The sequence below is a fragment of the Virgibacillus sp. L01 genome, assembly GCF_052246775.1.
Taxonomy (GTDB): Bacteria; Bacillota; Bacilli; order Bacillales; family Amphibacillaceae; genus Lentibacillus.
Genome location: NZ_JBQQCP010000004.1, coordinates 184281 through 200572 on the forward strand (window position 1 = coordinate 184281; position 16292 = coordinate 200572).

Annotated in this window: 13 protein-coding genes; 8 read left to right on the plus strand and 5 right to left on the minus strand. The window is 38.7% G+C overall.

The genetic code is table 11. From position 1 onward, the window contains the following. Positions 1–42 precede the first annotated feature (42 nt). The 5 genes from ACTWQM_RS09700 to ACTWQM_RS09720 all read left to right on the plus strand — a co-directional run bounded on the left by ACTWQM_RS09700 (position 43) and on the right by ACTWQM_RS09720 (position 6666). The gene (locus ACTWQM_RS09700; RefSeq protein WP_443257978.1) at positions 43–1695 is read left to right on the plus strand and encodes an acyl-CoA mutase large subunit family protein; all 1653 of its coding nucleotides are present in this window, start codon (positions 43–45) and stop codon (positions 1693–1695) included. Positions 1696–1711: 16 nt separating this feature from the next. After that, a complete protein-coding gene (mce, locus tag ACTWQM_RS09705) occupies positions 1712–2536 on the plus strand; it encodes a methylmalonyl-CoA epimerase (RefSeq protein ID WP_443257979.1) in 825 nt (274 codons plus the stop codon). Next, positions 2536–4083, plus strand: a complete 1548-nt coding sequence (locus ACTWQM_RS09710) for an acyl-CoA carboxylase subunit beta (RefSeq protein WP_443257980.1) — start codon at positions 2536–2538, stop codon at positions 4081–4083. Before mce ends, ACTWQM_RS09710 begins: the two co-directional genes overlap by 1 nt. A 21-nt stretch (positions 4084–4104) precedes the next feature. Beyond that, the gene (locus tag ACTWQM_RS09715) at positions 4105–5232 is read left to right on the plus strand and encodes a M20/M25/M40 family metallo-hydrolase (RefSeq protein WP_443257981.1); all 1128 of its coding nucleotides are present in this window, start codon (positions 4105–4107) and stop codon (positions 5230–5232) included. 186 nt (positions 5233–5418) lie between these two features. Next, positions 5419–6666 (plus strand): DNA polymerase IV, encoded by a 1248-nt coding sequence (locus ACTWQM_RS09720; protein ID WP_443257982.1) that lies wholly within the window; start codon positions 5419–5421, stop codon positions 6664–6666. A 371-nt stretch (positions 6667–7037) separates the two neighbouring features. Here ACTWQM_RS09720 and ACTWQM_RS09725 read toward each other — a convergent pair whose 3' ends face one another. From ACTWQM_RS09725 to ACTWQM_RS09740, 4 genes are read right to left on the minus strand one after another with little or no spacing between them, the layout of a single operon-like run. Beyond that, complete coding sequence (locus ACTWQM_RS09725; RefSeq protein WP_443257983.1) at positions 7038–8408, minus strand: aldehyde dehydrogenase; 1371 nt, start codon at positions 8406–8408, stop codon at positions 7038–7040. A gap of 14 nt (positions 8409–8422) precedes the next feature. Further along, positions 8423–9346 carry a ribonuclease Z gene (gene rnz / locus ACTWQM_RS09730; RefSeq protein ID WP_443257984.1) on the minus strand — a complete coding sequence of 308 codons (924 nt, stop codon included), beginning with the start codon at positions 9344–9346 and terminating at the stop codon, positions 8423–8425. A gap of 1 nt (position 9347) precedes the next feature. Then, positions 9348–10364 (minus strand): NADPH dehydrogenase NamA, encoded by a 1017-nt coding sequence (namA, locus tag ACTWQM_RS09735; RefSeq protein WP_443257985.1) that lies wholly within the window; start codon positions 10362–10364, stop codon positions 9348–9350. Positions 10365–10385: 21 nt separating this feature from the next. Next, positions 10386–11129, minus strand: coding sequence for a glycerophosphodiester phosphodiesterase (locus ACTWQM_RS09740; protein ID WP_443257986.1), 744 nt, complete (start codon positions 11127–11129; stop codon positions 10386–10388). Positions 11130–11196: 67 nt separating this feature from the next. Here ACTWQM_RS09740 and ACTWQM_RS09745 point away from each other — a divergent pair, with 67 nt between their 5' ends. The 3 genes from ACTWQM_RS09745 to ACTWQM_RS09755 all read left to right on the plus strand — a co-directional run bounded on the left by ACTWQM_RS09745 (position 11197) and on the right by ACTWQM_RS09755 (position 14648). Beyond that, a complete protein-coding gene (locus tag ACTWQM_RS09745; protein ID WP_443257987.1) occupies positions 11197–12825 on the plus strand; it encodes a M20/M25/M40 family metallo-hydrolase in 1629 nt (542 codons plus the stop codon). Between the two features lie 76 nt (positions 12826–12901). Continuing rightward, positions 12902–13864 carry an MBL fold metallo-hydrolase gene (locus tag ACTWQM_RS09750; protein ID WP_443257988.1) on the plus strand — a complete coding sequence of 321 codons (963 nt, stop codon included), beginning with the start codon at positions 12902–12904 and terminating at the stop codon, positions 13862–13864. Next, positions 13854–14648, plus strand: coding sequence for an SDR family NAD(P)-dependent oxidoreductase (locus ACTWQM_RS09755; RefSeq protein WP_443257989.1), 795 nt, complete (start codon positions 13854–13856; stop codon positions 14646–14648). The genes ACTWQM_RS09750 and ACTWQM_RS09755 overlap by 11 nt, the downstream gene beginning before the upstream one ends. A gap of 328 nt (positions 14649–14976) precedes the next feature. Here the strand turns inward: ACTWQM_RS09755 and ACTWQM_RS09760 are convergent, their stop codons facing one another. Next, complete coding sequence (locus ACTWQM_RS09760) at positions 14977–16227, minus strand: DNA polymerase IV (RefSeq protein WP_443258109.1); 1251 nt, start codon at positions 16225–16227, stop codon at positions 14977–14979. Positions 16228–16292 lie beyond the last annotated feature (65 nt).

Consider the following 16292-nt stretch of genomic DNA (forward strand, 5'->3'; position numbering starts at 1 on the left):
ATATTATGTGTTTAATTATTAAAAAATGGGGGCCTTTATATTATGAATGATGAAAATTTACAATCTTCAAAGGAAAGCTGGAAAAAGTCAGTTGATAGAACGTTAGAACGATTTCCGGAAAGAAAAGATACATTTAAAACATCTTCTGATATCAATGTGGAACGATTATATTTTCCAGAAAATGATAATGAATATGAAAATAAGCTAGGTTATCCAGGTACATATCCTTTTACAAGAGGTATTCAGCCAACGATGTATCGCAGCAGGTTTTGGACAATGCGGCAATATGCAGGATTTGGTTCAGCTGAAGGGACCAATAGACGATTTCGTTATTTATTAGATCAGGGACAAACCGGGCTTTCAGTAGCTTTCGATTTACCTACACAAATAGGGTATGACTCTGATGATGTCATGGCAGAAGGTGAAGTTGGAAAAGTTGGTGTGGCAATTGATTCATTACAAGACATGGAAAGATTACTTGATCAAATACCACTTGATAAAGTAAGTACATCTATGACAATTAATGCACCTGCATCTGTTTTACTTTGTATGTATATTGCAGTAGGGGAAAAGCAAGGTGTTCCATTGGAGAAACTAACTGGAACGATCCAAAATGATATCCTGAAAGAGTATATTGCCAGGGGAACGTATATTTTTCCGCCAAAACCTTCGATGCGCCTTATTACCAACATTTTTGAATACTGTCAGCAAAATGTTCCGAAATTCAACACCATTAGCATTTCGGGATATCATATTCGCGAGGCAGGTTCTACAGCTGTCCAGGAAGCTGCATTCACTATTGCAGATGGAATGGCATATGTTGATGCTGCATTGGAATCTGGACTTGACATTGACACGTTCGCACCAAGACTTGCCTTTTTCTTTAATGCCCATAACAATTTCTTTGAAGAAGCTGCTAAATTTCGTGCAGCTCGGAGAATTTGGGCTAAAATCATGAAGGAACATTATCAGGCAAAGGATCCAAAAAGCTGGAAGATGCGTTTTCATACACAAACCGGTGGTTCCACTCTAACGGCACAGCAGCCAGATAATAATATTGTTCGTGTAACAATGCAAGCGCTTGCTGCTGTGCTTGGGGGCACGCAAAGCCTGCACACCAATTCCCGTGATGAAGCATTATCACTGCCTACCGAAGAATCTGCCCGTATTGCGCTTCGTACACAGCAAATAATTGCAAATGAAAGCGGAGTAGCAGATACTGTTGATCCACTTGCTGGTTCCTATTATGTTGAAGAACTTACTGATCAAATTGAGAAGGATGTGGAATCCTACCTGGATCGCATTCGTGATATTGGTGGAGCTGTTCAGGCTGTTGAAGAAGGATTTATGCAACGTGAAATCCAGCAAAAAGCATACGAAACACAAAAAAATATTGAAAAAGAAGAAGAAATTATTGTAGGTTTAAACAAATATAAGCTGGATGAAGAAGTAAATCCAGATTTACTTAAAGTTGATGAAGCATTAGAACAAGCACAAATACAATCTATGAATACTGTTCGTCAGCAACGTGATCAGGATGCCGTAGATAAATCATTAAAAGCGATAAGGGAAAAGGCAAAAGACAACAGTGCCAATTTGATCCCATTTATTTTAGAAGCAGTTAAGGTATATGCAACAATTGGAGAAATATGCAATGTATTGCGTGACGAATTTGGTGAATATACAGGAGTTTAAGAAGGGGGAGAATCAGATGGGAAAGATACGTGTTTTAATTGCAAAGCCTGGGCTTGATGGTCATGATCGCGGTGCATTAGTTATTGCCCAAGCTTTACGTGATCACGGCATGGAGGTTATTTATACGGGACTTCGACAATCTCCGGTACAGATAGTACAAGCGGCAATTCAGGAAGATGTGGATGTTATTGGTTTATCATCTTTATCAGGTGCGCATAAAACGTTGTTTCCAAAAGTAATGGAAGCACTGAGAGAAAGCAATGCGAGTGATATACCAGTTGTTGGAGGCGGAGTTATTCCGGCAGAGGATATTCCATATCTGCTTGAGCAGGGGGTAAATAAGATTTTTACTAGTGGTTCTTCCACCGAAGTACTAGCAGACTATATCCAACAGCTTATTGATCCGGAATCAGCTGTTATAACTCCTCCTAAAAAAATCGCTCATATTGGAATTGCTGTAAATAAGATTGACGATGTACTCTCGTTTTATACAGAAATGCTTGGCCTTGAGCTTGAGAGTGTAGAAACTGTCGAATCTGAAGGTGTTAAGGTAGCATTTTTGAAAATCGGCGAATCACGTATTGAGCTGCTGGAGCCGTTAAAAGAATCATCTCCAATAAAACAATTCCTAACAAAAAAGGGGGAAGGCGTTCATCATATTGCATTGGAAGTAGACAATATCGATGAAAGACTTAATTCCTTTAAATCAAAGGGGTTACCACTGATTAACAATGAAGCTAAACAAGGCGCACATGATAGCCAAATTGCTTTTATTCATCCAAAAGCAGCAAATGGGGTACTTTTTGAAATGTGTCAGCATCTAGAAGGAAGTGAGAAATAATGGATATTTTTGATAAAATAAGTGAACTGTACGATAAGCGACGACAGGTTGAACTTGGCGGTGGCGATGAGCGAATTGATAAACAGCATGATAAAGGAAAACTCACCGCAAGAGAACGCATTGATTATTTACTTGATAAGGGCTCATTTGTCGAGCTAAATCCATTTATGGAACATCGGGAAACTGATTTTGGTATGAATAATTCAACCGCAAACGGTGAAGGTGTTGTAACAGGTTATGGAAAAATAAATGGACGAGCTATCTACTTATTTGCACAGGATTTCACTGTATATGGTGGAGCTTTGGGTGAAATGCATGGCAAGAAAATTGCAGCTGTAATGGATCTTGCTGCTAAAAACGGTGTTCCTTTTATCGGATTAAACGATTCAGGAGGCGCTCGTATTCAGGAAGGTGTATCATCACTTGATGGTTACGGTCAGGTCTTTTACCGAAATTCTGTTTATTCAGGTGTTATACCACAAATTTCAGTTATATTGGGACCAAGTGCGGGAGGTGCGGTTTATTCACCGGCGATAACAGACTTTGTCATAATGGTAGAAAAAACCTCACAAATGTTTATAACAGGCCCTAAGGTAATTGGAACAGTTACTGGTGAGCAGATCTCATCAGAAGAACTTGGAGGGGCGCATGTACATAATGCTAAGAGTGGAAATGCACATATTAAAGCGCAAAATGAAGAACAGGCTCTAGATGCTGTGAAAGACTTAGTAACCTATTTACCTGCTAATAATAAGGAAAAACCCCCATTAGCTGAGACTGAGCTGAACGATGAAACACGCCCTGATTTAACTGATATTGTCCCATTTAATTCCACACGTCCCTATGATGTAAAACGTGTAATTGAACAGGTTGTTGATCCGGATAGCTTTTACGAAATCCATAAAGATTTTGCTAAAAATATTGTAGTAGGATTCGCACGTGTAAATGGTCAGACAGTTGGACTTGTCTGCAATCAGCCAAAATATTTAGCAGGTGGTTTAGATATTGATTCAAGTGATAAAGCAGCACGATTTATTCGATTCTGTGATTCATTTAATATTGCCTTAATTACGTTCGAGGATGTAACAGGATTTTTCCCGGGTGTAAAACAAGAACATGGCGGTATAATCAGGCATGGCGCAAAAATTCTATATGCATATTCAGAAGCAACTGTTCCAAAAATTACAGTGATAACACGTAAAGCCTTTGGCGGGGCTTATGTCGCGTTGAACAGTAAGTCGATTGGAGCAGATTTAGTTTATGCTTGGCCAAATGCTGAAATAGCAGTTATGGGTCCAGAAGGTGCTGCCAATATTATATTCGCAAAGGAAATAGCCGATAGCGAGAACCCAGAAGAAACTCGTCAGGAAAAAATTCATACATACCGTGAAAAGTTTGCTAATCCTTATGTTGCTGCGGGACTTGGTATGATTGACGATGTTATTGATCCAAGAGAAACCAGAGTAAAGTTAATTCAAGCATTAGAGATGCTTTATAACAAACAGGAAGAACGCCCGAAGAAAAAGCATGGTAATATCCCGCTGTAATAAAACTAGGAGGAACTTTTCATGATATTCATCAATCAAGACAGAGTGATCAAACAATTTTTGGAGCTCGTTCAAATTGATTCCGAGACGAAATATGAAACAAAAATTGCTGAAGTATTAACAAAAATGTTTACTGATTTAGGTTTAGATGTAGTAGAAGATGATAGTAAAAATGAAACAGGACATGGGGCAGGTAATCTGGTTTGTACACTAAAAGGTAATAAAAAAGGTGTAGATCCAATTTACTTTACTTCCCATATGGATACAGTGGTTCCTGGTAATGGTATTAAACCATCAATTGAAGATGGTTATATTAAGTCTGATGGAACAACCATTTTGGGTGCAGATGATAAAGCCGGTTTAGCCGCAATCCTGGAAACCATTCGGACACTAAAAGAAAATAATATCAAACACGGTGACGTTCAGTTCGTCATAACAGTAGGTGAAGAATCAGGTCTTGTCGGTGCTAAGGCTTTAGATGGATCACTTCTAAATGCAAAGTATGGTTATGCAATAGATAGCAATGGTACAGTAGGTGATATTATTGTTGCAGCACCAACCCAAGCTAAATTATTCACTGTAATGAAAGGCAAAACAGCACATGCTGGAGTTGCTCCAGAAAAAGGTGTTTCAGCAATTACGCTGGCAGCCAAAGCTATTTCCAAAATGCCTTTAGGCCGGATTGACGATGATACAACTGCGAATATCGGACGTTTTGAAGGTGGTAAGCAAACGAATATTGTTTGTGATCATGTGGAAATCCTGGCTGAAGCAAGATCACTAATTCCTGCAAAAATGGAAGAACAAGTTGCGAAGATGAAAGATGCATTTGAGATTACAGCTGAAGATTACGGCGGAAGTGCTGATGTCGATGTGAAAATTATGTATCCGGGCTTTAAGCATGAAGCAGGGGATGAAGTTGTCGAAGTTGCCAGAAGTGCAGCAAAGGCAATTGGTCGTGAGAGCAGCCTAAAGAAAAGCGGTGGCGGAAGTGATGCAAATATTATCGCTGGACTTGGAATTCCTACTGTGAACCTGGCAGTTGGTTATGAAGAGATTCATACAACCAGTGAACGTATCCCTGTAAATGAATTAGTTAAAATTACAGAACTAGTCACTGCTATCGTACAAGAAGTTTCAAACAAGTAGTAACTATGATGAAGACCTCTTTTTTAGCAAAGGGGTCTTTTTTGGCAGTTAATAAAGTATAAATCCTTTCTTACTGCATAAGTGCAACTAAGGCTTATCTATATTAGGACTTGGCGATAAGCCAAGTTTTCTAATAGTATGCTATAATATTGGTATAAACCACAGTTCTAAAAGGATGTAATATGTATGTCACAATGGTACCCCAAAAAAGGCCGCGTTATTTTTCATTTAGACATGAACTCATTTTATGCTTCTGTTGAAATGGCCTATAATCCGAAACTAAAAGGTAAGCCTGTAGCAATTGCCGGGAATCCTGAACAACGTAAGGGGATAATTGTGACAAGCAGCTATGAGGCCAGGGCTAAAGGTGTGAAGACAACAATGCAGTTATGGCAGGCTAAAAAGCTTTGTCCTGAGTTAATTGTTTTACGTCCAAATTTTGAACGTTATCGTACTGCGTCAATGGAAATGTTTAAAATGCTTGCTGAAATAACACCTTTTGTGCAGCCAGTTTCTATTGACGAAGGCTATATGGATATAACCGAAAGTGAACATCACGGGACTCCCATTGAGATTGCTCAAAACTTGCAGCATAAAATTCATCATGAGCTGGATCTCCCGTGTAGTATTGGAATTGCACCAAATAAATTTCTAGCAAAGATGGCATCCGATATGAAAAAGCCATTAGGGATTACAATTTTGCGGAAGCGGGATCTATCCCATAAACTTTGGCCACTTCCAATTGAAGAAATGTATGGTGTTGGCGAAAAAACCGCTGAAAAATTACGCACAATTAAAATTACAACAATCGGTGATCTTGCAAAAGGGGATGTTTATCAACTCAAGCGTGTGCTGGGGATCAACGGAGAACGGTTGAATAATAGAGCGAACGGTATTGACACTCGTTCTGTTGATCCTGAAGCAATCCATGAATTTAAAAGCATAGGCAGTTCCCAAACGCTGCCGGAAGATACTACGAATGAAGCTGAAATCCGTAATCTCATGCATCAGCTGACAGATAATGTCGAACGGCGAATGAAACGTAAACAAGCAGCTGGTCGTAGTGTTCAGATTATGATTCGCTACTATGATCATAAAACAATCACCCGAAGCAAAAAAATGCATGGTTATATTGAGAAAAAGGAAGATATATTGCACATTGCCAACGAATTATTTCAAAAGCACTGGAATTTGGACCCTATCCGATTGCTGGGCATTACGGTTCAGGACGTTGATGAAAAGCAAAATATCGCCAAACAGCTTGATTTATTTACGTATGAAGAAGAAGCAGGTAAGGAAAAATTATATGCTGTTATTGATGAACTATCCCAAAAATATGGAAAAAATCCTTTTAAGCAGCTGCAGAATGAAGTTAAGGACGAACAACCCCGGACAAGCTTTCAAAAAGATTTTCTAGATGATTTTAAGCGATAATATCCTAGATAGGCCACGTTTTCTTTCACACATATCAATAATGTGGATTCTGTGGTCCGTTAATTTAAGTATGTAATTGCAATGATTGCCATTCGAAATGAGGATCCGAACCCAAGCTTAAGATGAGGTTTTTCAAGGAAATAGCGGAAAGAGGATCCACCACACAATCGAAGTTCATCCTCATTCCGCTAAATAGCAGAAAAGATGCTCTCGGAAGGGTGAGACGGATCCTCGTTCCGCTAATAGCAAAAAATCAGCCAAATTTGAGGCAAAAATGACAAATAGCGGAATGAGGATCCGAACCCAAGCCTAAAACAAGTGTTTTCAAGGAAATAACGGAATGAGGATCCGCCACACGTTTATTTATTCATTTATTTCATAATTTTTTTCACCAGTGAATGTGCAATCTTGTTACCTGGGTATCGTAACGGCATATCAAACTTAGTTGTTTGTTTTAGTATGCTTTTCTTGTGTGTAAATGTGTCAAAGCCATACTTGCCATGATATGCTCCCATTCCACTATTCCCAACACCACCAAATGGAAGGTGTGGATTAGCTAGATGATAAAGTGTATCGTTAATACATCCGCCGCCAAAGGATACATTTTTTAGTATGCTTTGTTGAGATTTTTCTTTTTCTCCAAAATAATAGAGTGCTAGTGGTTTATCCAACTGCTTTAGTTCTGAAATGACATCATCAAGTTCGGTAAATGTTAGCGTTGGCAAAAGCGGACCAAATATTTCTTCTTGCATAATCGAATGATCCCAGGTGATCTTATCTAAAATAGTTGGTTCAATGGATAGCTTCTCTTCATCTACACTACCACCATACTCGACTTCACCATCAGCTAGGAATGCCTGCAATCTATTAAAATGTTCCTTGTGAACAATTCGAGTATAATCATCGTTTTGAAGTGGTTTCTTACTGTAAAATGTCTTGATATGTTTTTTCATCGCTTTTAACAGTTTTGGTTTTACTTTTTCATGAACATACAGGTAATCTGGTGCGACACAGGTTTGGCCTGCATTCGTAAATTTCCCCCATACGATTCGTTTTGCAGCAAGGTCAATGTTCGCATCTTTATCTATGATAGCAGGGCTCTTTCCGCCCAATTCCAATGTTACCGGGGTTAAATGCTTACTTGCTTGTTGCATAACAATTTTACCAACAGCTGAACTACCAGTGAAAAAGATGTAATCGAATTGTTGTTCCAATAATTGCTTACTGGTTTCTTTTGCACCTTCGACAACAGTAAAAAAGGTGCGGTCAAATGTATCACCGACTATTTCGGCAAGCAATGAAGATGTGGATTGCGTAAATTCGGATGGTTTTAACACAACTGTGTTACCTGCTGCAATCGCGCCTATGGCTGGACCAATTGCTAACTGCAGCGGATAGTTCCATGGTGCGATAACCAATGTAACTCCATAAGGTTCCTTGTAAATATAATTACTTGTCCCTTTATGGGTGATTGGCGCATCAGCTTTTTCCGGTTCCATCCAGTCTTTTAGCTGTTTTATGGCAAAATCAATCTCCGAATAGAGGAATCCAAGTTCGGTGGTTAATGTTTCATGTTCGGATTTGTTCAAGTCATCCTTCAGCGCCCGATAAATTTCCTGTTCATAATTTTTCAGCATACGCTTTAGAGCTTTGAGCTGATTTTTACGAAATGAATAGCCCAATGTCTTCCCATTATGAAAAAAATCCCGCTGGCTTTTAACTAGTTTTTCAATTTGTTCCATGTAAAGCACTCCTTTTATCTAGAGTTTACCGTAACTTTATGAAAGTCAGAGGCAAGTTCTGTGTTTGGAAAAATCTCTTGTGCCTGTTTTGCCAGGTCTTCAAAATCATCTTTTTGATAGCGCGAGGATATATGCGTTAATACGAGCTTTTTGACATGAGCCTCTTTTGCAAGGGAGGCAGCTTGTTTAGTAGTCGTGTGAAAATATTGTTGTGCTAAGTCTGCTTTTGAATCGTCGAAAGTTGCCTCATGTACAAGTACATCCGAACCTTCTGCAAATGTTTTAAATTGATGTGTTGACCGTGTATCGCCAAAAACAGTTATAACACGTCCTTTTTTGTCCGGACCTAGAAAATTAGGGCGATGAATTACCTGTCCTTCTTGTGTTTTCACCACATCATTCTCCTTTATTTGTTGATAAATAGGACCTGGCTCAATACCTAACTCTTTTAACTTGCCTACCAACAGCTCCCCTGGTTTATCTTTTTCTTCAATGCGAAATCCATAACTTGGTATCCCATGGTCCAGCTTTTTGGAGGTGACAATAACTTGTTCATTTTCAAAGACTACACCCTCTGCTATTTCAATAAAGGAAATTGGATAGGTTAGATGTGTCCCGCTTACCCTAAGACATGTCTCAACATATTCTTTAATTCCCTGTGGTCCATATATGGTCAGCAAATCTTCTCCCCCTTGAAAGGATCTGCTGCTTAACAGACCTGGAAGGCCATAAATATGGTCACCGTGCATATGTGTGATGAAAATTTTATTTATTTTGCGCGGTTTGATTGATGTACGCAGTATTTGGTGCTGTGTCGATTCTCCGCAATCAAACAGCCATATGCTATTTTGCTCCTGTAATAAGGTTAAAGCCATCGAAGATACGTTTCGGTTCTTTGACGGAACACCCGAACCAGTACCAAGAAATATTAATTCCATGTTAATTCCATCCTCGTTCATATTGTTTAATTGGTTCAAGTGAGTGACCTAATTCATCGGCAGCCGTCTTTGCCCAATATGGATTTCGTAATAAAGCCCGAGCCACAAAAACAAGGTCAGCACGATCGTTCTGGACTATTTCTTCAGCTTGAATGCCGCTTGTAATGAGTCCAACTGCCCCCGTAGCTACAGATGCTTCCCGTTTAATCGTTTCACACCGCTTGATCTGATAACCTGGATAAGGTGAAATGGAGGCTGGAACCACTCCGCCGGAACTGCAATCAATTAAATCGATACCTTGTTGTTTCATTTGTTTAGAGAAATACAGAATGTTTTTAAGTGTGTTTCCTTGCTCGTTATATTCGTCAGTAGATATTCGAACAAATAAAGGTCCGTTCCAGATGGATTTGATACTATCAATAATTTGAGATAAGAAGCGATAACGATTTTCCGGACCACCACCATATTCGTCCTCACGCTGGTTTGTTAATGGAGAAAGGAACTGATTAATTAAGTACCCGTGCGCCGCGTGAATTTCTATAATGTCAAAGTCTGCTTCCTTTGCTCGTTTTGCACCATTCTTAAAAGCTTCAATTGCCTCTTCAATGTCTTCAATGGTCATTTCAGTTGGTGTTTTGGATGACTCATTAAATGCTAGTGGAGAGGGAGCATATATTGCTGAATCAAGTCTTGCTTTTCTTCCGGCGTGTGCTAGCTGAATACCAGTAGCTGATCCATAGCTGTGAATTCGCTCATTTAACCTCTTTAATCCTTCAATATGATTGTCATGCCAGATACCTAAGTCTTCATGTGAAATGCGACCCTCTGGTTGAACAGCAGCAGCTTCCGTTAAAATTAAACCAACTTGGCCTGCAGCACGTGATATATAATGTGTTTCATGGAATGGTGTTATCTTCCCATCTTGCTCCACGCACGAATACATACACATAGAAGACATGGTAATACGATTTTTTAGTTTTATTCCTTTAAAGTCAATTGGTGAAAATAGTTTAGTCATTTTTGAATTCCTCCTAGTATATTATGTTGGTTTGTGTTTAAATAGCTCCCGATACTGTAGTGCTTTGTGTGGAATATCGGTAAAAATACCATCACAGGACATTTTGAAGCAACTTGCCATATGGGGGGGTTTATTAATTGTATAGACTCGAACGGCCATTTGCTCCTGATGACACTTATCTACAAATAGCTGATTTAATAACCGATATTTTATATGTATTGCATTTGCACCCAACTCTTTAGCGTACGACACAAGATTTTTACTTCGCTTTGATGTTAACAAAGCTACACCAATGTTACCATTAAAGGGCTTCAACCGTTCTACACTGTTTCGATTAAATGTCGATAATGTGGTATGATTCAGTAACTGATAGCGTGATACCATCTCATATACGATATTCTCAAGATTCTTATAATCTATTTTATTATTTTTTAACTCAATATTTAAACATAATGCCTTATCTTGAATCCAAATAAGAAATTCTTCCAAAGAAATTATTGCAGATCCAGCATATTTTACTGAGAACCAGGAGCCCGCATCAAGCTGTTTTAATTGGTCAAAGGTATAATCTTTTATATATCCGGTACTATTGGTTGTTCGTTTTACATTTTCATCATGGATTAATACTGGTATATTGTCTTTTGTCAGGTGTACGTCTGTTTCGATTCCTTCAGCACCTTGTTTATAAGCGAGTTCAAAGGCAGCCATTGTATTTTCAGGTGCTAAAGCACTGGCACCTCGATGTGCTATAATTTTAGTTATCAATTGTTTCACCTCTTGTTAAATTCTGTTTTATTTTTTGCAATAAGTCAATTTATTTAGGAGGAATTATATGAAAAACTGGCAGACTAAGGAACAATTAACTGATTTGTTATGTTCACTTGTCAACCATCAAAGTGTTACAGGGAGTAATGCTGAAATTGCTGTTGCAGAATATTTACAGCATTTATTGTCACAAAAAAAGTACTTTCAAGATAACCCGAATCATTTAAAATTACATCCATTAGATGATGGAAGACGGCTGTTAACGGCATTGGTAAAAGGTAATAATACATCTGAAACAGTTATTCTATTGAGCCATTTTGATGTAGTTGGTGTGGAAGATTATGGGTCATTACAAAACCTTGCATTCCACCCCAGGGAACTGACGAGAGAAATGGAACGTCTAAAAGAGGATTTGCCTGAAGCAGTGCAAAACGATTTCTCATCTGGAGACTGGCTATTTGGACGTGGCTCAATGGATATGAAAGCTGGGCTCTCTTTGCATTTCTCCATGCTTGAAAGGGCAATAGACGGCGAGTTTGATGGCAATATATTATTGTTGAGTGTTCCTGATGAAGAGGTGAATTCACAAGGAATGTTAACCGCTTTGCCAGTTTTACGTCAGTTGAAAAAAGAAGAAAATTTAACATACAATGCCTGCCTGAATGGGGAACCCATGTTTAGTAAATACCCGGGGGATCCTGCATATTATGTCTATACTGGTTCGATTGGGAAAGTTTTGCCCGGATTTTATTGTTATGGAAAAGAATCCCATGTTGGTGAACCATTTGCAGGTATGAATCCAAATTTAATGACAAGTTTCCTCTCACAGCAACTCGAATTAAATGAATCTTTTATTGAAAAAATAGAAGATGAGGTGACACCACCACCTGCAAGCTTAATGCAACGTGACTTAAAGGAAAACTATTCTGTGCAGACACCACATGCCGCAATCTCAATGTATAATGTATTGTATTTAAAACAAACGTTTAAGGAATTAAATGAAAAACTATTGACTGGTGCACAAACAGCTGCGCATGAAATTGAGAATTATGTCCATCAAAAAGCAAATAATTTTGCCAGTATTGCCGATGACTTTTCAATGCCTGCATGGAATGTGAATGTAATGATGTATGAAGATTTGTACGCGGAGGCACTAAAACGCTATGGTGAGGAAGAAATAAGCAGGATCCAAAATTTGCTTGTAAGCCAAAGAGATAAAGGTGATCGTGATTTCTCCACGCTTTTGGTACAGGAATTGGCTGCAATGTGTAAGGATTTAGCACCTATGATTATATTATTTTACAGTCCGCCGTTCTATCCAGCAGTTTCTTCTTATGATGACCCTTATATTAAAGATGTGATGAAGCACGTAAAAGAGTATACGAATACAAATTATCACATGGATTTAACAGTATCGGAGTTTTTTACTGGACTTTCAGACTTAAGTTATCTTGGTCCTGTTTCATCCAAAAGTAAACTGAATCAATTGACGACCAATATGCCTCTGCAAAATAATGGGTTTGTTTTCCCGGAGGATATTATGGAGCAACTTACGATGCCTATATTGAATATTGGTCCTTTAGGAAAAGATCCCCATCAGTGGACGGAACGATTGGAATTAACTTATAGCTTTGAGTACTTGCCGTCCATTTTAACAGAAGCGATTCATCACTTATTTGAAAAAAACAGGAGTTAATAGTGTGACTTTATCCTCTAAAAAGGATACAATAGGATAATAACTGAATGGTCATTCATTTTGGAGGATTTTAACTATGAAAGTATTAGATAAAACAATCAGTCAATTAACAATACCGACACCTTTTGCAGTAGGTGACACACATGTATACCTTCTAAAAGGGGAGACTCTTTCGCTTGTTGATGCAGGTGTTAAAACAAAAGAAGCATGGGATGCATTAAAAATGCAGTTAAAAGAACTGGGATATGTACCTGAAGATATCGAACAAATCATTCTAACACATCACCATCCGGATCATATTGGATTAATTGAACAATTTCCCCGGGCTGAAAATATTGTAGCACATAAAAATGTAAATCCATGGTTAACAAGGGACGAAGCTTTTTTTTCATATTATGAAGAATTTTTCAAGGACTTTTTTAACAAATGTGGAGTACCATCGAAATATAGTGCTGTTTTAAATAAGTTACGTGCACCGTTGAACTATGCTGGCCAGGGACAAGTAACCAAGATTATTGATGAAAGGGATATTTTGCCCGGTCATGAGGATTGGCAGGTCATTGAAACGAAGGGTCATGCACAAAGTCATTTGTCATTTTTCAGGGAAAGCGATGGAGCGTTTATTGGCGGTGATCATCTTTTACATCATATAACGCCAAACCCACTTCTTGAACCGCCGCAATACAATACGCAAGAACGGCCTAAGCCGATGCTTCAGTATCGAACAAACCTAAATAAATGTTTGTCATTGGGGATTAAAACGGTATTCCCTGGTCATGGAGATGTTTTTTCAAATGTGGATGCGCTTTTACCTGTTCAAATGGAAAAACAGGAAAAACGCGCAGCTAAAGTATATGCGTTTTTAGCAGAGAAAGCGCAAACGCCATTTGAACTTTGTCAGCAGATTTTTCCAAAACAATATGAAAAACAATTGGATCTGACTATCTCGGAAACAATTGGTCAGCTAGATTACCTGGAAAATGAGGGTTTAGTGGGAAAAGCCCTAAAAGATGGTGTCTATTATTACTATGCAGAATAAAGTATCAAATAAAAAAATTATCGTTACTGGTGCATCAAGTGGCATCGGAGAACGAATATGCTGGCATATTGCGAAGCATGGTGGCACACCCATCATGCTTGCTCGTTCAATTGAGAGGTTGCAAAATCAGCAAAAGCTGATTAACCAGACTTTTGATATTTCCAGTGATGTGTACCAAGTAGATTTGCTCAATGCAAATGAACTGGAAACAGTAATCAGACAGGTTTTATCAGAACATACGCAAATTCATGGATTAATTAATAACGCTGGAGCAGGTGTCTTTGACTATGTCAGGGACATGCAATGGCCGGATGTGGATCATATGTTTCAATTGAATGTGTTTGCATTAATGCGCGGAACCAAGCTTCTCTTGCCCCATTTTTCACAGAATCAGGAAGGGCATTTTGTAAATATAGCGTCACAGGCTGGAAAGATTGCTACGCCAAAATCTGCTATATATGCATCAACCAAACATGCGGTACTTGGATTTACTAATGCGCTTCGTCTGGAAATCACCAGTAAAAATATCCATGTTACTGCAGTCAATCTGGGTCCTGTTCGAACAAATTTCTTTACAACAGCAGACCCAAGCGGGAACTATCAGAAGAGTGTTGAACGTTATATGCTTGATCCAGATAAGGTTGCTGACAATATTGTAAAGCATCTATTTACGAATAAACGGGAAATAAATTTACCCTGGTGGATGGAGATGGGTAGTAAATTTTATCAGCTATTCCCGCGCGCATTGGAAAAGGTTTTGAAGAAACAATTTAATCAAAAATAGAAATGACTCTTTATTCGCAGTTAAGAAAGCAACATGGCTACCGTCAAGAAATGAATTTGTAATTGAGCTAGAGACTTCTTATCATATAGCAAATTTGAGATTCGCGGGCACGAGCGACTTTATTTTGCAGAAATCCACAAAAATGGTGATGTTTGCGGACACCAGCAACCTTATTTAGCACAAATCCCTCTATTAACCATGATATATGTTAAATAAGGGTTTCTGTGTCCGCTAATAAAAAAAGTCTTAGAAAGTTTTTATCTCATTAAGCCTTTTATAGCACAGTTAGAAAGCTAACCGTGCTTCCGCAACATGCAGCCACCAACTATTATGCTTGATGCCCGCCAATTTTTTTGCTTCTTCCAATGGTAATTCCGGCATCAGTATAGCTGGTTGCTCGCAGTATTGCGGTCGATCCATACTTATCTCGAATTGAATCCATTACATAGCCAATATCCTTTTTCTTAGGCTTGTCATCAAATAAATCCAGCTGGGTTTCTGCATTGTCATAAAGTTTATCCAGGGTCACATATACATGCCTAATATCACTGTGCCCATCATAAAATTCATTATATAACTGCATGCAGATGTCATAAATGTCCATTGTGGTATTTGTCGGAAGCGTAACAGATCTTGAACGGCTAAAGCCACCACCTGTTACCTTGGAATAGGAAACGCCAAGGTGGATCGTTCTTCCGGCTTTACCTGCAGTTCTTGCTCTGCGGCACACTTCTTCGCAAAGGTCGAGAATACAAATCGCAACTTCTTCTCCGGAGTAATCACGTAATAAAGAGATGCCATGGCCAAATCCTTTTTGTTCCGTTTTTGTAAAGTTACCAAAAACGGGGCTCAGATCAACACCCCAGGCATGCCAATAAAGCTGTTCTCCCATAATTCCAAAACGCTTCTTCAAATACTTCAACTCAGCGTTGGCAAGTTGCCCAAGATTGACAATCCCCATCCTATTAAGATTCCGTTTCATCCTGCTGCCAACACCCCATATCTTTTCTATAGGAAAAGGCCATAGCTTTTCTATTACATCCTCATATTTACATTCAGCAATCCCGACTTTTTTGGCGTGTAAATCCATAACTACTTTTGCCAGAAATTTATTATCACCTATACCAACTGAACAAGTGATACCGAAATTCTCCAGGATATCCTGTTTTATTAACCGTGCTACTTGCCACCGATCTCCAAATAACTTTTCAAGCCCATTCACAGTAACCCAGACTTCATCAACAGAGTATTGATGGATAGCTTCTTTAGGTACATATTGATTAATTAGTTTAGTGATTTCCATGGAAACTTGAAGATAATCAGCCATATGTGCAGGAACGATGACAATTTTCGGATCCTTAGGCAGTTCAAAAAATCGGCTGACATTGCTGACACCGTGTTTTTTCTTTAATGTTGGGGAGGCAGCTAAGACAATACTGCCCGGTCTATTGGGGTCCCCGACTACAGCAAGTTGAACCGTCATTGGATCCAGCCCTAACTTTATGGCTTCAACACTTGCATAAAATGAGCGCATATCGATGCACAGAACATCGTTTCGCGGGTAATTAGAGTAATCCATCGTATTTTTCACCTCAATAACAAGAACATTTGTTCTCATTATATGTCACATGACCTTACATTATC